Here is a 25,878-nt window from a genome sequence, read left to right as displayed (position 1 = left end):
GAAAGTGTCACAAACAAACCCTGGGCCGGCTTGAGATGACCAAGCAGATCATACGAGAAACCGCCGCGATGTTGTCCGGAATGACGCCCGTGCTTACGGAGGACGAATTCGTCTTTTGTACAACCACGGACGAGAACATCATTCGGCGCGCGGCAATCGATGCGCTGGCGTCGTTTCGCGAGCACGAGGGAGTTTCCTTCATCCTTTCGAAAAGCAGGGCCTCGGAATTGGGCTTCAACTGCGATACGCCAATGCGGCGGATCGTTCTCGAAGTTTTTTCATCGCTGGAAGGTGTCGGACTGACAGCTGCTGTTGCCACTACTCTCACCGCACACTCAATCCCCTGCAACATGGTCGCAGCCTACCATCACGATCATGTCTTCGTTCCGACCGCCGTTGCAGAGGTGGCGCTGGAGATTTTGCAGAAACTACAGGAAGAGTCCTCCTGCTGAGAGGGCGCGTTTTGGGTCATGCTTCCAGGGCGAACACTCCACCAATGGCTGCATCACCTCCTGAGCCAACGCCGAAATCGGGGACGGCATACTCGGCGACGAGACGCAGGGCTGTCAGCGGCAGTGACGATCTGCGCGGATCGCCTATAAGGACATCGACGCCGGCCTGGCGACGAGAGGTCAGGAACGGCAGAACTCTGCTGGCAAGTTCGGCATTGTAGAAAGCATCACCGGCAAGAATGACATCCACATCGGGTACTGGGGCGCCGGAAAGAATATCTGCGTTCAACGCTTCGATCGCCACATCATTCGCCTCGGCATTGAGGTTGAGTGCCGCGATCGCATTGGCGTCGATCTCTGCCGCGATTACGGCGGATGCTCCGCATTTTCGAGCCGCGATCCCGACAATCCCGGAGCCGGCACCAAGATCCAGGACACGGCGGCCACGAACGATATTGGGATGATTTAGAACGTGCTTGGCAAGCAGGATCCCGCCCGCCCAATTGTAAGCCCAGTACGGTGGCGAATCGTCACGGCCACTAGCTCCAAGGCGACCCAGCCCACTGCCCGGATGGGCCGCATAGAGACGTATCTCAGGCAAACCCGGCACCGGCTCGAGTCGGAGGTTTTCGATAATGAAGGCGCGGATATCCGCTGGAGAAAGGGTGCTGGCCGCAGGGCCATTCTTACGGCGGTGCTGGCCACGCAATTGCTTTATATCCTCAAGCGATCAGTAGTTCTTCATCACCAGCATCCCGCCATCCATGAAGAGCGCGCGCTAGAGCGTGAAGGTCTCATTGCAAAGAGTGCTGAAAACATGAACCGTCAAAACGATTGTGCCTGCCATTGTCCACTCCGAGAATCTTTATCGGCGCCGCAAAGGCTGCAGCGCCGACGGGATGGTTTCAGCCCTTCTTTTTCGAGAACTTGGGCTTCGGCCCACCGCCACCCTTGCCCTCAAACTTCGGCTTCCCAGGCTTTTTGCTCCAAGGCTTCGTGTCACGTCGCTCGTCGCGCTCGCCATCAGCGCGGGCTTCCTTCCGAAACTTGTCTTTTGGCCGCTCGTCGCTGAACTCGCGGCGCTCGCCAAAGGCCTTCTTGCCGGCATAAGGCTTGGAGGTTGCTGGCTTGCTGAAATCGGGCGTGCCATTCAGGGCTGTGACGCGGATGCCGCGTTCCATCGTTTTGTTCGGACCGATGGACTGCAGGAAGCTGTCGGCGCTTGCCGTTGAAATCTCGACGTAGGTTTCGTCGGGCTGCATCTTGATGGCACCGATGTCACGCTTCGTCAGATTGCCGTTGCGGCAGAGCATCGGGATCAGCCAGCGGGGCTCTGCATTCTGCTTGCGGCCGACCGAAAGCGAAAACCACACGCTCGCGCCGAAGTCGTCGCGCGGACCTTTCTGATAAGGTTCGCGTGGTCCCTCGGCGTGCTCGCGGCGCTTGCGGCCGCGATCGTCCTGGACCGCGACCTCGATCAGGTCCTCCGGCGCTGACTGGTTGGACCGATAGAGATTGACGAACGCCGCGGCGAGCTTTTCTGCGCCGTGGGCATCGAGAAGCCGTTTGACCAGGTCCCGAGCCTCTTCGCTCGGGGGTTCCTCGAAGATGGGATCGGCAAGCAGACGCGCTTCGTCACGTGCCGTCACCTCTTCTGCCGACGGCGGACGAGCCCAGGCAGCCGAGATACCGGCATTGTCAAGGAGGCGCTCCGCCTTGCGCCGCACGTTCAGCGGCACGATCAGTGCGCTGACGCCCTTGCGGCCCGCGCGACCGGTGCGGCCGCTTCTATGAAGCAAAGTTTCCGGATTGGTCGGCAGGTCGGCATGAATGACAAGGTCGAGGCCGGGAAGGTCGATGCCGCGGGCGGCGACATCCGTTGCAATGCAGACGCGGGCGCGTCCATCGCGCATCGCCTGCAGCGCATGGCTCCGCTCGTTCTGCGTCAGTTCACCCGACAAGGCGACGACGTTGAAGTTGCGATTGTGAAAGCGGGCAGTCAGATGGTTGACCGCGGCGCGCGTCGAACAGAACACGATGGCATTCGTCGCCTCATAGTAGCGCAGGACATTGATGATGGCGTTTTCACGGTCGCTGGGCGACACGACAAGCGCCCGATACTCGATGTCGCCGTGCTGCTTTTCCTCGGTAGCCGTCGCGATCCGCACCGCGTTCTTCTGATAGCTCTTCGCGAGCTTTGCAATGGCAGCGGGAACAGTCGCCGAGAACATCAGCGTCCGACGGTCATCTGGCGAGGAATCAAGAATGAACTCGAGATCCTCGCGGAATCCGAGATCGAGCATTTCGTCCGCTTCATCAAGTACGACTGCTTTGAGCGCAGAAATGTCGAGCGCATTGCGCCTGATATGATCGCAGAGACGCCCCGGCGTGCCGACAACGATATGCGCGCCACGCTCCAATGCGCGACGCTCGCTGCGGATGTCCATGCCACCGACGCAGCTCACGATCAGCGCGCCCGTCGCTTCGTAGAGCCATTCGAGTTCGCGCTTGACTTGAAGCGCGAGCTCTCTTGTCGGCGCGATCACCAGCGCCAGCGGCTCCGCCGCAGGCCCGAAACGGTCATCGTTTTCGAGCAACGTCGGTGCCAGCGCCAGGCCGAAGGCGACGGTTTTCCCGGACCCTGTCTGGGCCGAAACGAGAGCGTCCGACGCGGCAAGCGTCGGGTCGAGCATGGACTTTTGCACCGGCGTCAGCTCGGTATAACCGCGCTTCACCAACGCCTTGGCGATCGCCGGAACGACGCCGTTAAAATCTGTCATGTTGTCTATCTTTCGGAAGTCTCACGCGCATGCTGCGCCCTGGCCGGCAGTTGCCGGTAGAGAAGTTGGCCGTTCCTACTTTGTCAGACGGCAAATGTCAAAGCAGATGTCCCTGCCATAGCCATACATCGATCCCTTCGCTTCGACCGCGAATACGCGCTTGCACGGGACCTTCCAGCCGGCCGGAGCGGAGCGGAGCGCTATCCGCGGCCGCGGCTTTCATCAACGCGGTGCTCAGGGCCAGTTCGACACCACGCGATGCCGCCACCTCCATCAGCCGGCTGGCGACATTCACGGTGTCGCCAGTTGCCGTGATCTGTTGGCGATTGCCGCTCCCGAGTCGCGATGCGACGACAGGCCCGCAGTGCGCACCGACCTTGAAGCCGGCCTTCCGGCCGCTCAGCGCGGGATGGGCCGCAAGCCATGGCCGCATTCGATCACACAGGCTGACGGCGCAGGCAGCCGCCCGAGTGGCATCGTCGGAGGCTGGTTGTGGCAAGCCGAACAGAATCATCGCGCCATCGCCCATGAAGCTGGTGACCGCGCCGCCATGCGAACGCGCCTCTCCGTCGACCATCTCGAAGAAATCGCTGAGGACTTCACGGACATTCGTCACGCCGATCGCTTCGCTCAGTCCCGTGAAGCCGGAGAGATCGATAAAGACGACCGCTGCGTCCTGCCGTACCGGTTCGGCGAGGAAATTGGGATCGCGCGCAAGCCATTCGCCCAGCCCCGGCGCTTCGATGCGCTGTAGGAGATCGCTTTGCGCCGCGAAGTGCGCAGCCTGGCGACGATCGATCCAGATTTCGGCGGCACCGAAGAGCAGCACGGGCGGCAACGCTGCGGCGATCGGCAATGCTGCGCTAAACCAGTAGCCGTGTGCGAAGGCGGCGATGTTCAAGGCCGCCCACGCGAAGGCCACGCAGGCAATGATAGCGTAGCCGATGGCGCTGCGCCGCCACGCAAGCAAGCTGATAAGAAGCAGTGGCAGCGCAACGGCTATGAGCGAATCGAGCAAACGCACATTGCGGTCCCTGATGATACCGTCGCCGGCAATCAGATGTGTTGCTGCCGTCGCCATGACCTCGACGCCCGGCAAGACCGGGTCGAATGGCGTCGGGAATACGTCGCCACCGCCAGTCACCGTGGCGCCGATCACCACGATCCTGTCCTCGATCGCTTTGGCGGGGAGCTTGCCGGCCAGTGCATCAGCGGCGCTGAAGGTTGGAAGAGTCCCGCGCGGGCCATAGAAGGTAATGGGAAGCCGCTGCCCGTTGTCGGTCGGCAAATGCCGGTCACCGAGTGCCAACCCACCTGGCGCGAATGCCGGATTGATACCCAGCGCCAGCGACGCCACTCGCAGCGGAAACGAGGCATCGACCCGCTCGCCGCCTCGAGAAATCAGGGGAATGAAGCGGGGTGTCCCCGATTCATCAGTCGCGACATTGACGACGCCGATGGCAGCGACGTCGGAAAAGCGGGCAAGTGGCAAAAGCATCTGGTTGGCCGTCGGGATCGCCGCCAGCGGATCGTTGGCGTCGTGACCAACCGTCTGCGTGTCTTTGGGGAAAACGCCGGCTGCAGCGATCACACTGGGCGTCTGCTGAAGCGCCAAGGCAAGTGCCGCGTCGCCTTCCTCTGGGCCGGGGTCAACGAGTAGGAGATCGAGTGCTATGACCTTCGGTTTTAGGGCGCTGACGGCGGATACCACGCGGGCGAGTGTCGCTCGACTAAGCGGATAGCCATTGTCGGCAGCGGTAAGATCGTCGATCGCCACAATGCTGGTGATCGGCGGGGCCTCCCGCGCGCCGATGAGGGTACTACGCAGATCAGTGAGAGACGCTTCGAGACGGTCGAGAAAGCTCATGCTGCCTGAGAGATGCATGTAGCCGAGCAGTCCGCCCCAAAGGGCGGATAGTAGCAGCGCGATCGTGATCAGGAGCCGTCTGGCCTGCATCGGCGCTATTGGCCTAGACGGGCAAGCAGGGCTGCAGCGCGGGCGGGCGGCCAGCGGCGGACAGTCAATGGTTCGCTGCCTCGCGTAACGTCGACACCCTCGCCGACATCCAAGACGACGCGCGGTCCAGCAGTCGAACGACCGACCGCGACGCGGCCGCGTACGACGAAGACCGACGTCGTACCGCTTTTGACATCGACTGCCCACCGCGTGCCGCGGACGGCTGCAATCGCCTGCGGCGTGATCACCTCGAACCCTCCAGGGCGACGGGCGCGGTCGACATCCACGAGTACCGCCTTGTTGCGCAGGGAGACGGCATCCGGTCGCCCATCGCGGTTGCGGTCAATGACATTGAAACGAGCGCCGCCTTCGGCAGTGATTGTGACGCCATCGGCGCAGTGCATGACTTGCCGCGAGCTTCCCGCCACACGCTCCATGGTGCATCCGCCGGCTTGTGCAAGGGCCACGCCCGAGGTGAAAAGGCAGGTACCGCTAGCCCACACGACCAGCGCTAAAAGCATCCTGGAGTTTACAAGCATATCCGTCCCCTAATGAATGCGCGACCGGACGCCCTACGTGCGGCATCCTTCCTATGTGATTGCTGCAGCACGCATGCCGAAACGTCAACGACTATCCGAGGTCTATGCTTTGGCGGCTGTGATTGCCGGTCCAGTATAACGCGCTCTCGGGCGAATGAGATGACCGCTCTCGACCTGCTCGATGGCATGGGCGAGCCATCCAACGGATCGCGCGAGCGCGAAGATCACAAGCGGGGCGTTCCTCGGAAGATCAAAAACGGCCGTCATGGCAGTCAGGGCGAAGTCGATGTTGACGCTTTCTCCGACAAGTTCCTGGCCTGCGGTTGCCAGTTCCGTGTACGTCTGTGGGAGAGAAAACTGGGACAATAGCGCTTTTGCCCGGATGTCTCCGACCGGATAGAGAGGGTGACCGAACGCGTTGAGCGACCTCCCCTCGGTCAACGCCTGTCGGACAGCCGCGTTCGCCCCGAGTGCGTTGACGTCTTCGATCAATGAGGCGACGCCCTGCCATGCGCCACCGTGAAGCGGTCCCGTCAAGGTCGAGAGCCCGGAAAGAACGGCGGCCGACAACGTTGCGCCCGAAGAGGCCGCCACCCGTGTGGCGAAGGTCGATGCGTTAAGCTCGTGATCTGCGAGGAGTACAAGCGCGCGCCTGATGCAGTTGGCCGCTTCAGGCCTGCCCCAGCTCGCCGCGAGGCGGAGATGCAACGGCAGGTCACTCGCATCTGGTGCCAGGGCCATCCCGATGGTCGACAGGATGGTCTGAGCTTCAGCCTTTAGTGCCGTCGATGACCGACCTAGGCTCGGCAGGTCGCGGGTGACGCGCTGCGCAAGCAGGACGAACGCCCGTTCCAGCGAGGGCGTCGTTGCTGCGGTGTCGCCGGGCATCGCCGCGACGGGTCCAGACTCCCATAGAAGTGCAGCAGTCTCCTCCAGCGTCGCATGCTCGGCCCATGCGGCCGCTTCGCGCCCGCGATAGTAGAGCCGGCCCTCTGCGACAGTCGAAATGGCGGACGGCAATACGGGATCGCCCCATTGGATGGCATCTGCCGCTACGGTCTCGGTCTTTCGCCGACCCGCATGCCGCTTGGCCAGCCGCATGACATCGGCTGCGTTGTAGAGACTACGCCGTGGATCGGTCGTATCGGCCTTAGCCCGGATCCGTCCGCGACTCACATTGGCGTAAAGCGTCTGCGGTTTGGTGCCGAGTCTCTCGAGCGCTTGCTCCGCGGTCAGCCAGGACATGAGGTCCTCTTATATTGATCTATTACATCAAGATTGACGTCAATTAACCTAGCTTCGATGTTGCTGCTCGTAAAGGAGAAACACCATGAAGAACGGTTTGGAAGATGTCATTGCTGCTGAGACGCAGCTGTCCGATGTGGACGGCGAAGCCGGTCGCCTGATCATCCGGGGCGTGTCGCTCGATCAGCTCGTGTCGACGGCAACCTATGAAAGCATAGCCGCATTGCTGCTCGACGGACTGACGGAACGACATTTCAGCCTCGCAGAATTTGGCCCGCGGCTGGGCGAAATGCGAGAAGACCTGTTCGTCCATCTCGCAGCCCTCGATTCGGCAGCGCTGGGCCTGCCGCCTGTGGATGCGATGCGTGCTCTTATCGCCCGTCTGCCGGATGGCGAGGACTTCGAGGCCGCCCTTCGATTGCTCGCAGCGCCCGCAGTCTTCCTGCCGGCGATAATCCGTCTGCAGGCCGGCAAGGAACCGTTCGCGCCGGACCGCTCCCTTTCGCAGGCCGCCGACATCCTGCGTATGCTTACCGGCCAGTCCCCGAGTAGAGAGCAGACCGCGGCACTCGATGCCTACCTTGTGACGATCTCGGATCACGGTCTGAACGCCTCGACCTTCGCCGCGCGCGTTGTCGCCTCGACGCACGCCGGCCTTACCTCGTCGGTGCTCGCGGCCATCAGCGCCCTCAAGGGACCGCTGCATGGCGGCGCACCAGGCCCGGTGCTCGATATGTTCGACGCGATCGGAGCGAGCGCGAATGCACATGACTGGCTTAGCCATGCACTGGATCGCGGCGAGAGGCTGATGGGCTTCGGTCATCGGATCTACCGAGTGCGTGATCCGCGCGCTGACGCTTTGAAGCAAGCCCTTCGGTCGCTAGTCTCCGCCGCACAAGTTGATCGCGAGCGGATCGTCCTGGCGGAAGCCGTTGAACATGCGGCGCTCGCAATCCTCAAGGAACGCAAGCCGGGTCGACCACTTGATGTCAACGTCGAGTTCTACACGGCCCTTCTGCTCGATGTCCTGGGCTTTCCGCGCGAGTCATTTACCGGCGTGTTCGCAATCGGCCGGACCGTTGGGTGGATCGCCCACGCGCGTGAGCAGGCACTCGAAGGCCGATTGATCCGGCCGCGTTCGGTTTATGTCGGGCCGCTGCCGCAAGCCGCCTGACCGGTCAGATAGTTGGGCGGCTCCGACCGCGGAGCTGACAGCACGCTTACTAAAAAGGCCGCCTGGCTGACGTTGCCAGACGGCCTCTCGTCAATCAGACCAAGCGGCTCTGTTCGGTTGCGGCCTCGATGAAGCTTGCGAACAACGGATGCGGGTCGAGCGGCCGGCTCTTCAATTCGGGATGGTACTGAACGCCGATGAACCACGGATGATCCGGATATTCGATCGTCTCCGGCAATACACCGTCCGGTGACATTCCGGAGAACACCAGACCGCAGTTTTCCAAACGATCCTTGTAATCGACGTTGACTTCGTAGCGGTGGCGGTGGCGCTCGGAAATATCCGTTGAGCCGTAGATCTCGGAGATCTTCGTGCCCTTCTTCAGTGCCGCCTTGTAGGCGCCGAGGCGCATGGTGCCGCCGAGATCGCCGGACGCCGTGCGCTTCTGCAGCTCATTACCCTTTATCCATTCGGTCATCAGACCGACGACGGGCTCCTTCGTCGGACCGAATTCGGTCGAGGAAGCGCTCTCCACACCGGCGAGATTGCGTGCCGCTTCAATGACCGCCATCTGCATGCCAAAGCAGATGCCGAAATACGGCACTTTGCGCTCGCGTGCGAAGCGGGCTGCATGGATCTTGCCTTCTGAACCACGTTCACCAAAGCCGCCGGGAACGAGGATCCCGTGGACCTTTTCGAGGTACGGTGCCGGATCTTCCTTTTCGAAGACCTCGGATTCGATCCATTCCAGCTTGACCTTGACGCGGTTGGCAATGCCGCCGTGATGAAGCGCTTCGATCAGCGACTTATAGGCATCCTTCAAGCCGGTGTATTTGCCAACGATCGCGATCGTGACCTCGCCCTCAGGCGTACGGATACGGTTGCAAACCTCTTCCCAAGGGTTGAGGCGTGGCTTCGGGGCCGGTTCGATGCCGAAAGCTGCGAGCACTTCGTTGTCGAGGCCTTCCTTATGGTAGGCGATCGGCACATCATAGATGTTGGCGACATCGAGCGCCTGGATGACCGCGGAGGGGCGGACGTTGCAGAACAGCGAGAGCTTGCGGCGTTCCGCCTCCGGAATTTCACGGTCCGCGCGAACGAGCAGGATGTCGGGATGAATACCGAGTGCCTGCAGTTCCTTGACGGAGTGCTGAGTCGGCTTGGTCTTCAGTTCGCCTGCCGCCGGGATGTAGGGCATCAGCGTCAGGTGGACATAGATCGCAGTGCCGCGCGGCAGGTCGTTGCCGAGTTGGCGGATCGCTTCCATGAACGGCATCGCCTCGATATCGCCGACCGTGCCGCCGATTTCGCAGATGACGAAGTCGTAGTCGTCATTGCCTTCGGTGACGAAATCCTTGATCTCGTTGGTGACGTGCGGAATGACCTGAACGGTCGCGCCGAGATAGTCGCCACGGCGTTCCTTGTCTATGATGTTCTTGTAGATGCGCCCGGTGGTGATGTTGTCGGTCTTGGTCGCCGAGCGTCCGGTGAAGCGCTCGTAGTGGCCGAGATCGAGGTCGGTTTCCGCGCCGTCGTCGGTGACGAAGACTTCGCCGTGCTGGGTCGGGCTCATGGTGCCCGGGTCCACGTTCAGATAGGGGTCGAGTTTGCGAAGCCGCACCCGATAACCACGGGCCTGCAGCAACGCTCCGAGAGCCGCGGCCGCAATTCCTTTACCGAGAGAGGAAACCACGCCGCCAGTGATGAATACGTATCGCGCCATGGGAGTCACCGGATACCTTTTCAAAAACGATTCCACCAGCCCAAAAATTCATTTCCAGAACTTTTGGCGCCAGCGCGGAATCTAAACAAAAGAAAACCGGCAGACCCGAGGGCCTGCCGGCGGTTTATGCTGTATGCCGCTTACTGCCCGCTTGGGACGGTGGCGGGTGCCGGAGCAGCAGGTGTGGTGGCCTGCGGTGCCGCCGGAGCAGTCTGAGTAGATGCGGGTGCCGATGTCGTCGGCGCTGCCGGTGCCGCCGGAGCGGTTGCGGCGGGCGCTGCAGGAGCCGGAGCGGCTTCGCCGCCGGTCGGAACGCCGTTGTTGCTTTGCGGGGCTGGTGCTGCCGGAGCGGCGTTGTTACCGTTCTGGCCGCCGAGCGAGTCGAGAATACCCTTGCCCTGCCCGCTCGTCGCCGGAATGCGGTTCAGAATATCCGTCGGACGGCTCTCATAGCGATTAAGCACGCCGAGACCGAGCGAGGTGATAAAGAACAGCGCCGCGAGGATCGCGGTGGTGCGCGTCAGCGCATTGGCCGTGCCACGGGCGGACATAAAGCCGGAACCACCGCCGATGCCGAGGCCGCCGCCTTCCGAGCGCTGGATGAGCACGACGCCGACAAGCGCCAGCACGATCATGAGATGGATGACAATCAAAACGGTCTGCATGGGTCCAGTCCTGCCCACACGCGCGGCGGGCATAAAGTAAAATTCTGGCGCTCTTTACATGAGGTCATCAGCTATTCCAAGCCCTTCGGCTCGGAATATACACGGCTCTAGTCAAGCAGCGCTTCGTATGCGCCGTAGATGGCAAGGAAGTCGGCCGCTTTCAAGCTCGCGCCGCCAATCAGAGCGCCATCGACATTCGCGACGCCCATCAATTCCTTGGCGTTGCTAGGCTTGACCGAGCCACCGTAGAGAATCCGAACTTTTTTGCCGGTGTCGCCGAAGCGGGCGACGAGCTCGGAACGCATGAAGGCATGCGCCTTCTCGACGTCTTCCACCGTCGGCGTCACGCCGGTACCGATCGCCCATACGGGCTCGTAGGCAATGACCGTATTCTCTGCCGTTGCGCTCTCCGGCACAGAGGCGGAAAGCTGGCGCTTGATGATGTCGAGGGTCTGGCCCGCCTTGCGCTCGTCAGCCGTTTCGCCAATGCACACGATCGCCGTCAATTCTGCTGCAAAGGCAGCCTCGGCCTTGGCGCGGACAAGATGGTCTGTCTCGGCATGGTCTGTGCGGCGTTCAGAATGGCCGACAATGACATAGGTACCGAAGCAGTCGGCAATCATCTCGGCCGAGATATCGCCTGTGTGGGCGCCCGAAGGTTTCTGGTGGCAATCCTGTGCGCCGATCGCAAGTGGGCTGTCGGTTGAGAGCGCCGTAGCGACATAAAGCAAGGTTGCCGGTGGGCAGATCAGGGCCTCCACCTTGGCGGAAAGTGGTCCCTGAACGCCTTCCGCGATCGCCTTGATCTGGTCCAGGGAGGCACGCGTGCCGTTCATCTTCCAGTTTCCCGCCACGAGCGGACGCACGTCAGGTGTCATGCCAGCCTTCCAATCTTCCACGTATCCGGGGGGCTTAGCAAAAGCACCGGTCAATGAAAAGGTTTTGCGCCTTTCCTAAGGGAAATAAGCGGGGCTTTGTTCGCAAACACTTAAAATTTCCAGCGGATGTTGCTGAAAATCATAGGCCAGAGCGACAGATAGGCACGCCTTTCTCGTGAGCCGAGCAAGCTTCAGGAACCCAATATCCAGTTCAGCGTCCGACGCCAATCGATCATCCGGATCGGCGTTCCGTGGTTGCCGGTCTCGTAGAGTGCGAAATGCGTTGGGTACCCGACTTTCAGGAGCTTTTCGAAGAGCGCCTGCTGGGCGGTTGCCGCATAGACCGGATCGCGGCTGCCATGCGCGAACCAAAGCGGCAGCTTGGCCTTGGCGAAGGAACTTTTGGCAAAATCCGGATCGGCAACGCCGCTCAGGATCACCATCCCTTTGAGGTGGTTTACACTATCGGCGTCGCGGCTGAGACCCCAACAGATCTGGCTCCCCATCGACGCACACGCCAGGATAACCGGCTTGCCGGGTGACTGTGCGGCGGCGTAGCGGATCAGTTCCTCGATTGTTGCCACGCCGTCGCTGCCGAAACTCTTGACCGACGGTGAGTAGTAAACGCCGCCATTGCCAGCCACGAGATTTTTGAGGCGATTGAAATTGCCGCCGAAACTATAGTCATTTGCGCCAAGACGCCGGTCGCCGTTTCGCCCGTGAATGAAGATCACGGTGAATGCAGCTCCGGCGGCTTGTCCTACCCTGGTGACATCGAGCTTTTGGGCACCCAACTGCAATGTCTCGTCCGATTGGAGCTTTCGGACGCCGAGGGACACGTATTTCTGTCGGGCTCGTTTCTCTGGTACTTGGTCACGGCCGTTGATGTCGCGCATCTCGTCGTATTCGATCAGCTCGAATGCGCCGTCCTTGCTCGCCTGCAGCACATTTTTTGTGGAAAAGAGATCGTCCTTGTAAGGGGGGAGACGCTCTGCTGTCTGGCTACTTGCGCCCGTCGCCAGAAAAAAGGCCGCAATTGCGGCGATAATGCCATAATGACTTGTGGACATTCGCATGCGCATGGTTCCCTGAGCCTTCTAGCCGCTTGCCATTCCACGCCCGCCAACGCAAACCATTTCCTGAGAAAGTCCGCCGGATCGGGCGGCGTCGCGTAAGAAGGCGGTTTCTGGCAGAATTTGCCTGGTTCGCAAACGTGACATCAAATGCGGTGATTTTGGGTCAGGCATGGCATAGGCCGCCTGCCCCCGAACAGGATGAAGATCTGAACGGCCCCATGGACGATAGCAACGACCTCTTTTCCGGAATGCCACTGACACAGAAGCAGGAGGAGACTCCAAAGTCTGCTGAGTTGCCGAAGGCGGCGGCTGCCGCCCCCGCAGAGGCACCTGCCGCAACGTCGCGCCCGGCACCCGTGACGTCGACATCGGATGACTATGGCGCATCCTCGATCCGCGTTCTTGAGGGGCTTGAGCCCGTTCGCATGCGCCCGGGCATGTACATCGGCGGCACCGACGAGAAGGCACTGCACCATCTGTTCGCCGAAGTCATTGATAACTCAATGGACGAAGCCGTAGCCGGCCACGCCGATTTTATCGAAGTTTACCTCGATCTCCAAGGCCATCTAACGGTCACCGACAACGGTCGCGGCATCCCGGTCGAAAACCATCCGCAGGTTCCCGGCAAGTCGACCCTTGAGGTCATCATGACCAAGCTGCATGCGGGCGGCAAATTCGATGGTAAGGCGTATGAGACGTCAGGCGGTCTACATGGCGTCGGTGTATCGGTCGTCAACGCCCTCTCCGATGTCATGGAAGTGGAGGTCGCGCGCAACCGCAAGCTCTATCGCCAGCGTTTCTCGCGCGGCCTGCCGCAGGGCGGCTTGGAAGAGCTTGGCGATGTCCACAACCGCCGCGGAACGCGCGTCCGGTTCCATCCCGACGCCCAGATTTTCGGTGAGCATGCCAAGTTCGATCCCGGCCGCGTTTTCCGCATGGCCCGTTCCAAGGCCTACCTGTTTGGCGGCGTGGAAATCCGCTGGAGCTGCGAAGAAGGTGTTCTGCCGCAGGGCTCTGAGGTGCCGGACAAGGCCGTTTTTCACTTCCCCGGCGGCCTGAAGGACTATCTCCAGGCGACGATGGGCAAGGAGTTCACGGTCACCCGCGAAATCTTTGCCGGCAAGACGGAAAAAACCAGCGGTCACGGCTCGCTGGAATGGGCGATCACCTGGTATGGCGGCGACCCGCAGGTCCATTCCTATTGCAATACCATTCCAACGCCCGAAGGTGGCACGCATGAAGCCGGCCTGCGCATAGCGCTCACCAAGGGCCTGAAGAACTACGCCGAACTGACTCAAAACAAGCGTGCAGCCCAGATCACCACAGACGACGTGATGATTTCGGCCGTCGGCATGCTTTCGGTCTTCATCCGCGAGCCGGAGTTCGTGGGGCAGACGAAAGACAAGCTGGCGACCGTCGAGGCTCAACGCATCGTCGAGAACGCGCTTCGCGACCCCTTCGACCACTACCTTGCCGACAATCCCAACGAAGCGGCCAAGCTGCTGGACTGGGTAATAGAACGCGCGGAAGAACGACTGCGTCGCCGTAAGGAAAAGGAAGTCAACCGCAAGACGGCCGTGCGCAAGCTGCGGCTGCCCGGAAAGCTCGCCGACTGCGCTCAGAACACCGCGGAGGGCGCCGAGCTTTTCATCGTCGAAGGTGACTCGGCAGGCGGCTCCGCCAAACAGGCGCGCAACCGCGCCAACCAAGCCATTCTTCCGCTGCGCGGCAAGATTCTAAACGTGGCCAGCGCCGGTCGCGAAAAGCTTGGAGCAAACCAGCAGCTAGCGGATCTAAGCCAGGCGCTCGGCTGCGGAACACGTTCGAAGTACCGCGAGGAAGACCTTCGCTACGAGCGCATTATCGTCATGACCGATGCCGACGTCGACGGTGCTCACATCGCCTCGCTGCTGATCACGTTCTTCTATCAGGAGATGCCGGAACTGGTCCGTGGCGGTCACCTGTTCCTCGCTGTGCCGCCGCTCTACAAGATCACTCAGGGCGCTAAATCCGCCTATGCCCGCGATGACGCACACCGGGCCGAGCTGATGGAAACAGAGTTCAAGGGCAAGGCGAAGGTCGAAATCAGCCGCTTCAAAGGCCTCGGCGAAATGCTGCCGGCACAGCTCAAGGAAACCACCATGGATCCCAGCAAGCGCACGCTGTTGCGGGTGGTGATTGACGAGGTGGATTTCGAGGGAACGCGCACCGCAGTAGACGACCTGATGGGAACGAAGCCGGAGGCCCGCTTCCGTTTCATTCAGGATCGTGCCGCCTTTGCGGAAAACCTCGATATCTAACGCCGCTTAGTCGAGACGTACGGCAATTTCCGTCTTCACCGAGTTGGCGAGGAAGCATAGCTCGTGAGCCTCGTGGTGAAGCTTCTCTTCGATCTCGCGGCTCGGCCTGTCGCTGGCATAGGTGACCCGCGGGCGAAGCTCGACGCGGCTCACAATTGTCTTGCCTTGCACGATTTCCATGATGCCCGTCGCGGCGTCGGCATAGCTGTCGACCATGATGCGTTTCTTTGATGCGAGCCACAGGTAGAACAGCATGTGGCAGCTTGACAGCGCCGCAACATAGGCCTCTTCCGGATCCACGTTTTCGGCCACGGCATAAGGCAGCGGTACATTATGCGGCGAGGCGGAAGCAGCGACGACAGCACCACCATCGAAGGACCATTTATGGCCGCGGCTGTAGCGTCCGTCGATGAAGCTTGCCTCACCCCGCTCCCAGGCGACTTCTGCGGAAAACCTCGTCATTGTCATTCTCCCTCGCGCGTCAGGCGCGCTGTTGTCATCTGCAAATGATCCGATAAGGCTTGCAAGGCGGCGGTTTCGTCGCGACGTTCACAGGCCTTGACGATGGCACTATGCTCGGCGTGGAGGACGACGCGCTCGTCGGAGCCCTTCGGCTGCCTCGAGTAGGCTCGGCGCGACTCCCGCCGCAGGTTGTCGATCATGGAAACAAGGCGTTCATTTCTGCAGCGCCCATAGAGCGTCCGATGAAATGCCACGTCCAACTCCTCGAGGACAGCAGGGTCCTCCTCTTCCACCAGGTCCTCGTTGAGGCGCCGCGCTTTGCGTAGGTCGGCGTCGCTGAGCACTGGCAGTGACGCGCGTAGCGCCATGCTCTCCAACGCAGTACGGATCTCAGCAAGCTCACGCGCCTGTTCTTCGGTGAAACCGGCTACAGCAAGGCTTCTGTCCGGTCGACGATTGAGCAGGCCGGATGCCAGCAGCCGATCAAGTGCCCGGCGGACCGGCTGGCGACTCACGCCGAATCGTTCGGCCAGAAACTCTTGCTTCAAGACCGTTCCGGGAGTGAGGCTGCCACTCTCAATTTCCCGACGGAGCGCTGTCGCAATTATATTTGGATCCATGGATCCAAAGTAACGGATCAAACGAATTTTGACAACATCGCTACGGGATTCTGTCATACTGATTGCGGACAACGGGCTTAAGGAGCGTAGTGGAGATCGCCGGGATTTCTGACGCGGTGTCGACGGCATAAATCGGTCATTGCGCTTGCGCCCGAGGGATGCATGGCCCATATCCATAGTCAAAATAGGGGGAAAAGAACGACGTGAGCCTTCCGAACAACAATATCCAGCGAGAGTCGCGATGGCTCGGCCCTTCAGGCCCTGCCCGCACGCCTCTAATTCCCTCGATCTCTGCAGCGCGCTGGCTGCTGGTTCTCGTTGTCGCGGCTGGCGTCTACTTCTTCTACGGCTTTGCTGTTCCAGTGCTGGCCGCGCTTGTCATTGGTTTTGCAAGCTGGCCGCTTTATCGCCGGTTGCTCGAGCGTGTCAGCGGAAACACGACAATCGCCGCCACTATCGCGATTGTCCTGATCGTCACATTCCTCGTCTTGCCGATCGTTTTCGCCGTGACCTACACGACAGGAGAGGTGCGTGAATGGGTCGCCTGGGCTGTGCATGCAAACAGATCGGGCGCTCCAACGCCACAGTGGATTATCGCCCTGCCCTTCGCCGGTCCTTACCTCGATGAGCTATGGACCAAATATATTGGCAGCCCCGGTTCGATGGGTGAGGTCATCCAGGCCGTCAGCGGAGCCAATATCGGTAACATTTATCGGGCGATTCTGGCGGCAGGCGGCGGCGCCTTCCATCTACTGCTGACTCTGCTTTTCATGCTGATCGCGTTGTTCTTCGTCTATCGTGACGGTTCCGCGTTCTCACGTCAGATCGACATGCTGGGCGAGCGCATCCTCCCGAACCGGTGGGAGCGGATTTCCCGCGTCGTCCCGGCAACTATCAGTTCGACGGTCATGGGCATGACGCTGATTGCGATCGGCGAAGGCATCGTGCTTGGCGTCGCGTACTGGATCGCAGGTGTCCCCTCGCCCGTGACGCTGGGTGTCCTGACCGGCATCATGGCCTTGATACCGGGCGGCGCGCCGCTCTCGTTTACCCTGGTGTCGGTCTATCTGCTGGCCAGCGGCTCGCACATTGCCGGTGTCGGTCTCTTCGTTTGGGGAACGGTCGAACTCTTCATTGTCGACAAGACGCTGCGTCCGAAGCTCGTCGGCGGTCCGATCAAGCTGCCATTCCTGCCGACGTTCTTCGGCCTCGTCGGTGGTGTGAAGACCATGGGCTTTCTCGGCCTTTTCATCGGGCCGGTGCTGATGGCGCTCATCGTCGCGATCTGGCGTGAGTGGATGCACGAGGTGCGCAACGCCGAAAGCGGTCCACAAGTCATGATCGACGAACAGGCGCCTCCCACATCCCGCGCGGCTGAATGATCAGGCCAGTTGTTTTTCCATGAACAGGCTAAGCGGATCTGGAAGATAGCTGCCGAATGGCTCGATTTGGACATAGCCGTATTTGCGGTAAAGAGCGATTGCTTCCGGCTGGTAGATGCCGGTTTCGAGCCTGACGGCCCGGAGGCTCTTTTCTACCGCTATCGCCTCGAGCGCGTTCATGAGTTTGCTCGCCACCTTTAGGCCGCGCGCCTTGGGGTCGACGAACATGCGTTTGATTTCTGCGGTCCCGTCACCCGCCTCCACCAGCGCGGAACAGCCAACGATCGCGCCGTCGTGGCGGGCGACGAAGAAGCTGACCGTCGGCTTCTCCAAAGACGAGACATCGACGAGGTGATTGCTTTCCGGCGGATAAAGCGACTGCGCATAGGCGTCGGACATGTCGAGCAGGCGGAGCACGCCTTCCTGACGAGGTGGTTCCAGAGCAATCGAAAGAGACACGGGATTTTCCTATTTTCGGCGCGCTTGGCATGACGAAAAGTTAATGGGGTGCGCCTTCATTCTGTTGGAATTTCAGCATCTAACGGGCGGAGTTTCAATATTCAAAAGGCAATACTATGCAAGCGATACTGGTTGCAATGACGATCTTGGGCTGCAATGACTCAGTCACGCAATGCAACTACATCGCGACTGTCGGGGAGCAATGGCAGACGGTGGTCATGTGCGACGCCGACTCCGAGAGGCAGCTCAAGCACTATACGAATGTCAGCTACCCGACCGTCATTGCCGTCTGCGAGCCATCGAAGCCCTCCACACCACCGGAAGTGCCGAAGACCGTGGTGGAGAACGCCCCAACACCGTCCACTCCGGTCGAAACGCAAGGTAGGCTGTCGGTCTTCGCTGATCGGGTCGCAGATCAGGTGCGTGCGCATCTGCCGTCGGGCGGTGATATGAAGGCAGCGCTGGCTTCGCCTGTCCATTTCGTTTCCGGAAGCTATTCGTGGGTCGCGAAGCGTCTTAGCTACTAAGCTGCGGCGAGAGCGGTCACCTGCGCGTAAGCGCGCGCACGCTGCCGCTGCTCCGCAATATGCAGCCTCTCTACCATCTCGAGCAGCTCTTGGACGGCACCGTGCGCTGTATGCCCGCGGAACTTCCGGAGCAGGCTGCCGCAGACGTCGCCGAGCATGGTCGCGGAGAGGTTTTTCGATGCTTCCCGCCACAGCAGCGTTGCTTCGACGAAGATCACACTGATCTCGCGGGCAAGCCCGGCCGATTCGTATAGGGCGCGCACTGCATGCATGCGTCCGGTGGCAAGGATGGAACGCACGCGACGTTCTTCACATCCCGTAAGATTGACGATCGCGCAGGCGAAGAACTCCACTTTCCCGGAGCAGAGCGCATGCATTAGGAACGATGCCGTCAGGTGGCCGCTCGCTCGCAAGTGTTCGACCAGGTCCGAAATTTCGTGCGACGTAATCTCGCCTGCGATCGACACAATGGCGGCTTCATTGGCTTCCCTGCTGATTCGGTGCAGCCGGCTCGCTTCGATCGTCGCCTGCGCCAGTGGCAGATTGACGAGAGCGATGCTGACATGCTGGGCAAGCAACTGGCGTGCGTCTGCCGGCAGATCTCCGCGATCCAGGAGCAGGTTGCGGACTTCGCAGTGGTGGCCGAGGCGATCAGCAACCCTTTTCAGGGAGCAAGGTGCGATCACTGCTCCTTCGTTTTCCAAAAGGCACAGGATGGCTTCTTCTTCACCGATCTCGCAAAGCGCAGCGGCAACCGGCCGTGAGATCATGCCGCGGGCCGCGATCAGCATACGCGTGATCTCGCTGCCGCCGGCTGCGAGATCAACAAGATCCGCATCCGACAACAAGGGAGAGCATGTGACGGCGTGCGAGGCAATCTCCGGCTGGTCTGCTGCCAGCGAAAGAATAACGGCACGTGGCGCGTCCGGAGACCATGAGATCGCCTCGGCCAGCGCCAGCCTCACCTTGGGGGACGGGTCGTCAAGCAGGAAAGTCATCGCCATCTCGGCCGCGGCGCGCTCTTCGGCGGCCATCTCGGACTGCAGATAGGCCCTGCCGAGGGCATTTGCCGCGCGGGCCCTGTCTCCGGCTTTGGCGGTTTCCACCCAACGAAGAAATGCTTCTACGATCACCCGTGTGCCCCATGCCCGAATGCGATTCGATCGCACTCCAATCAGTAGGACTACGGTATGCTCAAAAAGTTTATGATTGGTTCACTATGTTCGTTAAGGTCTGGGCTGTGGCCGGAGCATTTCGAACACGTCGCTGCCTTCGCTGTAGTCCATATAGCCCATGCGCGCGACCGGCCTAGCGAGCGCCATGTCGAGGCGGCCGTCGCGGATGATCGTTTCATCGACGTATATGCCCAGGACTTGACCAAAGACCATCACGTTCTCGGATTCTTCGCCGGCGAGTGATTTTGGCACGAGGATTTCGGTAACCTTGCATTCCAGTACGGCAAAGGCTTCCGCGACGTAGGGTGCGTCGACAAGCTCGCCCTTCCTTGCCGTCAGGCCGGCCAGCGCAAACTCGTCGACTTCGTACTCCACGGCCGCTGATGAAACATTCATCTTCTCCAGCAAGCTTCGGCTGACAAAGTTGCAGGTGAACTCGCCGGTTTCGGCAGCATTGCGCTGGCTGTGCTTGCGACCGGCAGAGGAGAACATCACAAGCTTTGGGCGGTCGGAAACCGCGTTGAAAAAGGAATACGGCGCGAGGTTGATCGAGCCGTCCCTTCCCTTGCTGCCGATCCAGCCGATGGGGCGAGGTGCGACGATCGCCTTGAACGGGTCGTGCGCCAAGCCGTGCCGGTTGGTATCGGTGGTATAGAACATCAGGCCTCTCCGCCGACCCAGGTGACCGTCTCTGTTAGTTCCGGGCGCGGACGCTCGACGGCGGGAAATGTCGTCGATCCCATGTGAATGAAGCCGGCGATCTTTTCACCGGAGTTTACGCCAAGCAATCCATAGGCGCGCTCGTCGTAGGCGAACCACTCGGTCAGCCAGTTGGCGACCCATCCATGGGCGTTCGCGGCGAAGATGATGTTGAGGCAGACTGCGCCGGCAGACATCAGCTGCTCCCACTCCGGAATCTTGATATGCGGCCCGGCCTTACTGACGACAGCGACGACCACGGGCGCACGGGTGAAACGGGTACGCTCCACCTGAATCATTTCCTCTGAAAGGTCAGGCTTGGCTGCAAGAGCGAGCTTCAGCAGTTCCTGGCCGATCCGGGCACGCTCTTCGCCGCGATAGACGATGAAACGCCAAGGTGCCAGCTTGCCGTGATCGGGCACGCGCGAGGCCAGACGCAGAATCTCCTCTATCTCGGTCTTGTCAGGTCCGGGCTCGGACATCTGGAACGCAGGGATAGAACGGCGCACGCCGAGATAGTCGATCAGCTTGATGTCGGACTTCCTTGTCATTTCAATTACTTCCTATGTGAGTCACTAATGGAGTCACTTATCGATAAGTGACTCAGTTTTCTACGGCCTTCAGCCTCTTTATTTGCGCCGTCCGGCGCTCGGCGGCGGCTATCGCGGCCTCGGCCAACGGCAGTGGGTCCAGTTGGTTCAAGTAGATCGCCGTCGTCTGTGGCGATTTGTGGCCCATGCTTTTTTGCACCGTAAAGAGATCCGCTTGGCCCATGGCAAGCTCGGATGCGAACCCCCGCCTCAAGCCATACATCGAAAGCCCTTTTTCCGTAATCCCGGCCTCGCGGAGCCATACCGCCATGCGCAAGGAAAGCGAGTCCTCGTTGTAAGCCTCGCCTCGGCTGGATTTCAGGATCATGCCGCCACGGCTTCTATCCAAGGAATTCAGGACCGCCTCAAGCTCTGGCCTGATGATCAGCGTTATGTGCGAATTGGAACCGCGCTTCATATTCTTGCGCGTCCAGAATTCGATCACCGACACGACCCTGACCTCGCCGCTTTCGTCAATGTACCGATGCGGCCTGATCTGGTCCCAACGGACGGCGGCGACGTCGCCAGCGCGGCAACCGAGGAACCTTGCCAAGGCAAAGCAAGTCCGCGCGCGGCTTCCTAGCGGGTGGTGGGCCTCGAACTGATCCATGACCTCTTGCGGCCATTTTCTTTGCGGCTTGTGCTTCGGTAGCCGGACGTTCTCGATATCGTTACCGAGGTTCCGCAGGCACCATTTCTTGCGGACGGCGGTCGCGTAGATTTTGCGGATTATCTCCAGTTGCTTCTTGCCCTTGTTCGGCTTCAGCCGCTCGATATGATCGCGCAGCACCGGCAACATTTCGCTTTCTGGCGTATCGATAAACGCCTTGCCGAATACCGACTTTGAATCGCCCACCAATCGCGCCTGCAAGAAGTGCGCCGAATTGGTCCTGTAGGAGCGGATGGTATTCATGGTAAATCCGCGCCATTCGTCGCTGCGCGTGAATTCGTCGTAGCAATCCTGAAAGGTCACGCGCTTGACGACGGGCTTTGGCTTTTCCGCAGGCCCGGCGACCAGCAGCCGCAGCTTTTCGTACTCGCGGGCGAATTCCGGCGACTCCATATCGTCCGGCAGCGTCCGCTGGCCGGTCAGCGCATGGCGAAAAATCAGCTTGCCATTTTTCAGTTGGTGGACGTGCGCCCACTGCTCGAATCGCTGCTTACGCGCCATGCTCGCCTCCCTCGATCCGGGTTGCGCTCAGCGCCAATAGCATGATGTGTTCGTGCGGGTGCCGCCGCCCCTGCTCCCAGCCCGCCCATGTGCGCGGCGATACGTTCATGTGCCGCGCCGCCTTGGTGACCGAATTCTTGCCCCTCCAGGCACGCAACGCCGCCGCCAATGTTCCTTCCTTTTCCATATGCCGAATCCCTTTTCGGTTTGTTGGTACGCTCGTGACGTTATGCGCAAAATGCGCGAAGGGAAGCGCTGCTTGCGGTTATTTCAGGTATGCAAAACCAGCGGCAAAAGCGCCCTCGCGCTCGCCGGTAAGTTATTGTTTTTTACTCCTTTGTTCGGGATATTTCGCCGACTTTGCGCTTGCCCAACAGGCGCAATTAGCGCCATATTAGGCGTTGCTGATATGTTCGCAAGAACAAAAACGAAACCGCCCGGCTGGGGGCCGAGCGGCGCGGAAAGAAAGAAATATTAGAAGCCTGTCAAATATACGCTTTCCGCCCGCCCGCCGCAAGCCGCGCATTGCCAAAAAGGCAACGCCGCAATGCCGCATACAAAGCTGAAGGGCTGACCCCATGGCTCGGCTGGATCGGAACCAACCAGCCGCCCCCCGCATCGATACGTCCAGCCCGCCAGCGTTGCCTACAGGGGAACGTCATACAAAATCGAGACCGCCAATTCATGCGCCGCAAGCGCAGGAAGGGCATTTCATGTCTTACAATTCCGAAACGGCGCGCGATTTGCTCGCCCGCATCGAGGAGTCGCGCCGCGATTTCGAGCGCGAGACGCAAAGCCGCCGACGCCTGTTGGCCGATATCCATACAAGCATGGAGGCCCGGCAGCTCGATCCAGACGCGCCGCTATCCGCCGTCGAGGAGGCTGCGCTTTTCCGCAACGAGGCTTATCACGCCAAGGGGGAGCTTTCCGATACCCGCCGCGAACTTGCCAGCACGCAACGCCAGCTTGCCGACGCGAGGGGCGAAAAGCCGCAAGGGCCACCCGACGAGCTGATGGCGGAGATCGAGGACAGTTGGCGGCGGCTTTACATTCAGTATGCCGAAGAATTCGCACCCAAGTTCGACAACCGGATCGAGGCCATGCGGCAGAAACGCATCGAACTGGAGGCCAAGGCTCGGCGCAGGCGGGCTGAGTACAAGGACGGCGGCGATGAATAGCAGGCCGAACGGAAAAGGCCCTCCAATGATCGGCGCGGCGTTGCTGGACGATATCGAAACGTTCCTTGGCCGCTTTATCGCCTTTCCAGACGATGCCGCCCGCGTCGCACATACCTTATGGTGTGCCCATTGCCATCTAATGGATTGCTGGGAAAGCACGCCCCGGATCGCCTTTCTCAGCCCGGAGCCGGGCAGCGGAAAGACAAGGTGCCTTGAGGTCACCGAATTATTGGTGCCGCGCCCGGTTACAGCGATCAATTGCAGCAGCGCCTACCTTTTTAGGAAGGTCGCCGACAAGGCCGGTCTGCCGACAATCCTTTTCGACGAGATCGACGCGCTTTTCGGGCCGAAGGCCCGCGAACATGAAGAGGTTCGCGCCTTGCTCAATGCCGGGCATCGGCGTGGCGCTGTCACCGGGCGCTGCGTCGTCAAAGGCAAGCGCGTCGAAATGGAGGAGTTGTCCGCCTATTGCGCCGTCGCCGTCGCTGGCCTTGGCGATCTGCCGGATACGATCCTCACGAGATCCGTCGTCGTCAATATGCTGAGGAGGCGGCGGGACGAGCCGATCGAGCCATACAGGCGACGCGCGCAGGCGCCCGAAGGCGAGGCGCTTTGCAAGCGGCTGGAAGAGTGGGCAAAGGCCGTTGCGCCCGCGCTCGCCAGGCACGTACCGGAAATGCCGGACGGAGTCACGGATCGCAACGCCGACGTCTGGGAGGCGCTGATTGCCGTTGCCGACGTCGCTGGCGGGCGCTGGCCTGATCTCGCCCGCGTTTCATGCGTTACGGCTGTTTCGGCCTCTATGGGAGACAAACACAAGATCAGCCTGCCGCTACGACTCCTCTCCGATATCAGGGACATTTTCGAGGAAAGGGAGGCGGAAAAGGAAAGGCTAAAGATAGAATTGGGTGGCGAGTATCATTTCAATATCGCGACCGCCAAACTGATCGAGAAGCTTGTCGAGATTACAGAGGCACCTTGGGGGGAAATAGCGGGAGGAAAGCCTATCACTCCCTTGAAGGTGTCCCGTCTTCTTCGAAAGCACAACGTCCAAAGCAAGCAAGTAAGAGTATCAAAAGACGCCACCCTGAAAGGCTATCAGAGGGATGACTTCTTTGATGCATGGGAGCGCAATCTCCCGGCTTTGTGTCTGTCTCCCAAAGAGAGCGAAACGTCAGAAACCACAGGAACGTCCGGCAGCATGGCTGTCAGCGGCGCGGTGCTGGATTTGCTGAATGGAGGCGCGCGCCATGGGCAAGCTTGAGGACGTCGAGGTATCGCCGGGCGGGCACATGCAAATGCGCGACAACGGCCAAGTCTACGAGTTGACGGGCTGGATCGGGTACGTCCGCAAGGATGGCGGCAGGGTGCGGCTCGGCTGCTGGGTTAGTCAGTGTGTCGACTGCGGGCGCTTGTTCAGCACATTTTTGACGGACGGCGGGCGGTTCGCGCCAAATCGAAGGTGCCAGCGCTGCGCCAGGCCGGGCAAGCGGGTACGGAGGAGGAAGGCATGAACGCCAAGCCGGAGTTCGATCCGATGGCGGTTTTCGATCTGACCGACAAGGTGGGGCGAGCAATCAAGGCCGCAAAGACTGGCTCCCCGGGGGGCCACCCATCCGGGCGCAATCGCAACTGGAAGCGCGCCGAGAATTTCGAGGAATACATCGCCAATCTTGAGGCCGGGCTTGAGCCGTATTCGGAGCGTCGGCTTGCAGGCCACCTCGGCGTTTCCCGCGTCTGGATATGGCGGGCCAAGCAAATCGCCTCGATCCCGCCGAAGCTCCAAGAATTTCTCATGGACAAGGGGTTCGGGCCGCGCCGGATGGTCGATGCCGCGCAAGCCTTGAACGGCGGACGGCTTGGCGAGATCAGCCGTTGTCCGCATTGCGGCGGAATCATCCGACGTCGCATTAGGCTCGATCCGGACTTGGCGGGGGAGATCGTCGCGTTTGGCCGCGAGCATCTTGGCTGGCAACCCGACGAAAGTTGATCGGCAAACCGGGAGCCGATCGATCCCGGCGAAATGAGGAGGAAGGAAAATGAAAGCCGATATAACCGACGCTCAAAAGGCCCTCTGGGAAGTAGTCCAGTCGATTTGGCAGACGGAGTTTCAGCGTGAGCCGCAAGGCAAGCTTGGTGCCATCACGTTCATTTTCGACGTCAGCGACGAGCGTCCCGATTTTGTAAACGCAACTGAAGGCTTTTGGGGTGTCAGCAATATTTCGGAGCAAGCAGCGCTAGCACTGGTCGCGGGCATTCTGGAGGAAGCGGGGCCGGAAAGCTTTGCGCGGCTATAAATTGCGGAGGAAGGAAAATGGATATCACACCGAAGATCAGCGCTGGCGACTATATCGCCATGATCGAGGACGCAATCAGCACTATGCCGGGAGATCCGTGGCGCTACAGCTACGACGAACTCCGGGAAATGCTGGCCGATACGCGGCGGCAAATCGAGGCCATGGGGGGAAGTCAGCCATTGCTTGAGCGGATCGCCAAAGCCGAGGCACGCATAGACGGCCAGACAGGGGAAGAGGAGGCGCACAACGAGGAACTTATCGCCTACATCAATGAAACCTTCGGCCAGTATAGCAGCCTTGATTGGCTGAATGATGCGCGGAAACGCTTCCAGACCTTACCAAGCAAGCTTTCAAAGCTGCATTGTTGGATGCCGGGGAGCGAGCAATGCGGCTCGCTGATCAGCTTGAGTATATTGTCCCTGATGACTCGGCTGGCTTTCGCTGGGCAGAAACGGCTTGACCATCGCGGGCGGCTGGCTTTCGCTGGCCGCTCCCTTCTCTGGTAAGCTTGTCACCGACTGGTGACGGC

27 protein-coding genes are annotated in these 25,878 nt (G+C 60.5%); 10 read left to right on the top strand and 17 right to left on the bottom strand.

The window, feature by feature from the left end; translation table 11 throughout:
• The first annotated feature begins 35 nt into the window (after positions 1–35).
• A complete protein-coding gene (locus FHT76_RS30740) occupies positions 36–452 on the top strand; it encodes an ACT domain-containing protein (RefSeq protein WP_183864576.1) in 417 nt (138 codons plus the stop codon).
• Between the two features lie 16 nt (positions 453–468).
• Here the strand turns inward: FHT76_RS30740 and FHT76_RS30735 are convergent, their stop codons facing one another.
• The 5 genes from FHT76_RS30735 to FHT76_RS30715 all read right to left on the bottom strand — a co-directional run bounded on the left by FHT76_RS30735 (position 469) and on the right by FHT76_RS30715 (position 6,973).
• Positions 469–1,161 (bottom strand): methyltransferase, encoded by a 693-nt coding sequence (locus FHT76_RS30735; protein WP_183864577.1) that lies wholly within the window; start codon positions 1,159–1,161, stop codon positions 469–471.
• A gap of 196 nt (positions 1,162–1,357) precedes the next feature.
• Complete coding sequence (locus tag FHT76_RS30730; RefSeq protein WP_183864578.1) at positions 1,358–3,232, bottom strand: DEAD/DEAH box helicase; 1,875 nt, start codon at positions 3,230–3,232, stop codon at positions 1,358–1,360.
• 97 nt (positions 3,233–3,329) lie between these two features.
• Entirely contained in the window at positions 3,330–5,189 is a 1,860-nt protein-coding gene (locus FHT76_RS30725; RefSeq protein WP_259130477.1) for a CHASE2 domain-containing protein, read from the bottom strand.
• Between the two features lie 5 nt (positions 5,190–5,194).
• Positions 5,195–5,728 (bottom strand): FecR domain-containing protein, encoded by a 534-nt coding sequence (locus tag FHT76_RS30720; protein WP_405049312.1) that lies wholly within the window; start codon positions 5,726–5,728, stop codon positions 5,195–5,197.
• A gap of 102 nt (positions 5,729–5,830) precedes the next feature.
• Positions 5,831–6,973, bottom strand: a complete 1,143-nt coding sequence (locus FHT76_RS30715; RefSeq protein ID WP_183864580.1) for a citrate synthase — start codon at positions 6,971–6,973, stop codon at positions 5,831–5,833.
• 85 nt (positions 6,974–7,058) lie between these two features.
• On the opposite strand from FHT76_RS30715, the gene FHT76_RS30710 reads away from it, so the two are divergent.
• Positions 7,059–8,147: a citrate synthase/methylcitrate synthase gene (locus tag FHT76_RS30710; RefSeq protein ID WP_183864581.1), complete on the top strand. Its 1,089-nt coding sequence runs from the start codon at positions 7,059–7,061 to the stop codon at positions 8,145–8,147.
• A 94-nt stretch (positions 8,148–8,241) separates the two neighbouring features.
• Here FHT76_RS30710 and FHT76_RS30705 read toward each other — a convergent pair whose 3' ends face one another.
• The 4 genes from FHT76_RS30705 to FHT76_RS30690 form a co-directional block, all read right to left on the bottom strand.
• The gene (locus FHT76_RS30705; RefSeq protein WP_183864582.1) at positions 8,242–9,870 is read right to left on the bottom strand and encodes a CTP synthase; all 1,629 of its coding nucleotides are present in this window, start codon (positions 9,868–9,870) and stop codon (positions 8,242–8,244) included.
• A 140-nt stretch (positions 9,871–10,010) separates the two neighbouring features.
• Positions 10,011–10,535 carry a preprotein translocase subunit SecG gene (gene secG, locus FHT76_RS30700; RefSeq protein ID WP_183864583.1) on the bottom strand — a complete coding sequence of 175 codons (525 nt, stop codon included), beginning with the start codon at positions 10,533–10,535 and terminating at the stop codon, positions 10,011–10,013.
• 107 nt (positions 10,536–10,642) lie between these two features.
• Positions 10,643–11,413: a triose-phosphate isomerase gene (gene tpiA, locus FHT76_RS30695; RefSeq protein WP_183757221.1), complete on the bottom strand. Its 771-nt coding sequence runs from the start codon at positions 11,411–11,413 to the stop codon at positions 10,643–10,645.
• A gap of 191 nt (positions 11,414–11,604) precedes the next feature.
• A complete protein-coding gene (locus tag FHT76_RS30690) occupies positions 11,605–12,489 on the bottom strand; it encodes an alpha/beta hydrolase (protein ID WP_183864584.1) in 885 nt (294 codons plus the stop codon).
• 218 nt (positions 12,490–12,707) lie between these two features.
• Here FHT76_RS30690 and parE point away from each other — a divergent pair, with 218 nt between their 5' ends.
• Positions 12,708–14,789: a DNA topoisomerase IV subunit B gene (gene parE / locus FHT76_RS30685; protein ID WP_183864585.1), complete on the top strand. Its 2,082-nt coding sequence runs from the start codon at positions 12,708–12,710 to the stop codon at positions 14,787–14,789.
• A gap of 6 nt (positions 14,790–14,795) precedes the next feature.
• Here parE and FHT76_RS30680 read toward each other — a convergent pair whose 3' ends face one another.
• Both FHT76_RS30680 and FHT76_RS30675 read right to left on the bottom strand, forming a co-directional pair.
• Entirely contained in the window at positions 14,796–15,251 is a 456-nt protein-coding gene (locus tag FHT76_RS30680; protein WP_183864586.1) for an OsmC family protein, read from the bottom strand.
• Between the two features lie 2 nt (positions 15,252–15,253).
• On the bottom strand, positions 15,254–15,871 hold the full coding sequence (locus tag FHT76_RS30675; RefSeq protein ID WP_183864587.1) for a GntR family transcriptional regulator: 618 nt from the start codon (positions 15,869–15,871) through the stop codon (positions 15,254–15,256).
• 203 nt (positions 15,872–16,074) lie between these two features.
• Here FHT76_RS30675 and FHT76_RS30670 point away from each other — a divergent pair, with 203 nt between their 5' ends.
• Entirely contained in the window at positions 16,075–17,253 is a 1,179-nt protein-coding gene (locus FHT76_RS30670) for an AI-2E family transporter (protein ID WP_016554015.1), read from the top strand.
• On the opposite strand, the gene FHT76_RS30665 is transcribed toward FHT76_RS30670, so the two are convergent.
• Positions 17,254–17,712, bottom strand: a complete 459-nt coding sequence (locus FHT76_RS30665) for a GNAT family N-acetyltransferase (RefSeq protein ID WP_183757218.1) — start codon at positions 17,710–17,712, stop codon at positions 17,254–17,256.
• A gap of 116 nt (positions 17,713–17,828) precedes the next feature.
• Between FHT76_RS30665 and FHT76_RS30660 the strand changes: the two genes are divergently transcribed.
• Entirely contained in the window at positions 17,829–18,239 is a 411-nt protein-coding gene (locus FHT76_RS30660) for a hypothetical protein (RefSeq protein WP_183864589.1), read from the top strand.
• Here FHT76_RS30660 and FHT76_RS30655 read toward each other — a convergent pair.
• The 5 genes from FHT76_RS30655 to FHT76_RS30635 all read right to left on the bottom strand — a co-directional run bounded on the left by FHT76_RS30655 (position 18,236) and on the right by FHT76_RS30635 (position 22,061).
• Positions 18,236–19,372 (bottom strand): DUF2336 domain-containing protein, encoded by a 1,137-nt coding sequence (locus tag FHT76_RS30655; RefSeq protein ID WP_183864590.1) that lies wholly within the window; start codon positions 19,370–19,372, stop codon positions 18,236–18,238. The two genes, FHT76_RS30660 and FHT76_RS30655, sit on opposite strands and share 4 nt — an antisense overlap.
• A gap of 93 nt (positions 19,373–19,465) precedes the next feature.
• Positions 19,466–20,074 carry a flavin reductase family protein gene (locus FHT76_RS30650; RefSeq protein ID WP_259186181.1) on the bottom strand — a complete coding sequence of 203 codons (609 nt, stop codon included), beginning with the start codon at positions 20,072–20,074 and terminating at the stop codon, positions 19,466–19,468.
• Entirely contained in the window at positions 20,074–20,664 is a 591-nt protein-coding gene (locus FHT76_RS30645) for a nitroreductase (RefSeq protein WP_259130469.1), read from the bottom strand. The genes FHT76_RS30650 and FHT76_RS30645 overlap by 1 nt, the downstream gene beginning before the upstream one ends.
• A gap of 52 nt (positions 20,665–20,716) precedes the next feature.
• A complete protein-coding gene (locus FHT76_RS30640; protein WP_259130468.1) occupies positions 20,717–21,874 on the bottom strand; it encodes a tyrosine-type recombinase/integrase in 1,158 nt (385 codons plus the stop codon).
• On the bottom strand, positions 21,864–22,061 hold the full coding sequence (locus FHT76_RS30635; protein ID WP_259130466.1) for a DNA-binding transcriptional regulator: 198 nt from the start codon (positions 22,059–22,061) through the stop codon (positions 21,864–21,866). The genes FHT76_RS30640 and FHT76_RS30635 overlap by 11 nt, the downstream gene beginning before the upstream one ends.
• A 526-nt stretch (positions 22,062–22,587) precedes the next feature.
• On the opposite strand from FHT76_RS30635, the gene FHT76_RS30630 reads away from it, so the two are divergent.
• The 5 genes from FHT76_RS30630 (at position 22,588) to FHT76_RS30610 (ending at position 25,855) form a co-directional block, all read left to right on the top strand.
• Positions 22,588–23,052 (top strand): hypothetical protein, encoded by a 465-nt coding sequence (locus tag FHT76_RS30630; RefSeq protein WP_259130464.1) that lies wholly within the window; start codon positions 22,588–22,590, stop codon positions 23,050–23,052.
• Entirely contained in the window at positions 23,045–24,316 is a 1,272-nt protein-coding gene (locus FHT76_RS30625; RefSeq protein ID WP_259130462.1) for a DUF3631 domain-containing protein, read from the top strand. The genes FHT76_RS30630 and FHT76_RS30625 overlap by 8 nt, the downstream gene beginning before the upstream one ends.
• Before the next feature lie 246 nt (positions 24,317–24,562).
• A complete protein-coding gene (locus tag FHT76_RS30620) occupies positions 24,563–25,042 on the top strand; it encodes a hypothetical protein (protein WP_259130461.1) in 480 nt (159 codons plus the stop codon).
• Between the two features lie 49 nt (positions 25,043–25,091).
• Entirely contained in the window at positions 25,092–25,349 is a 258-nt protein-coding gene (locus FHT76_RS30615) for a hypothetical protein (protein ID WP_259130459.1), read from the top strand.
• Positions 25,350–25,366: 17 nt separating this feature from the next.
• A complete protein-coding gene (locus FHT76_RS30610) occupies positions 25,367–25,855 on the top strand; it encodes a hypothetical protein (protein WP_259130457.1) in 489 nt (162 codons plus the stop codon).
• The last annotated feature ends 23 nt before the right edge of the window (positions 25,856–25,878 follow it).

The sequence above is a fragment of the Rhizobium sp. BK176 genome (genome assembly GCF_024808055.1).
Note: the sequence above shows the minus strand (reverse complement) of the source record. Positions and strands in the feature narration are given on the sequence as shown.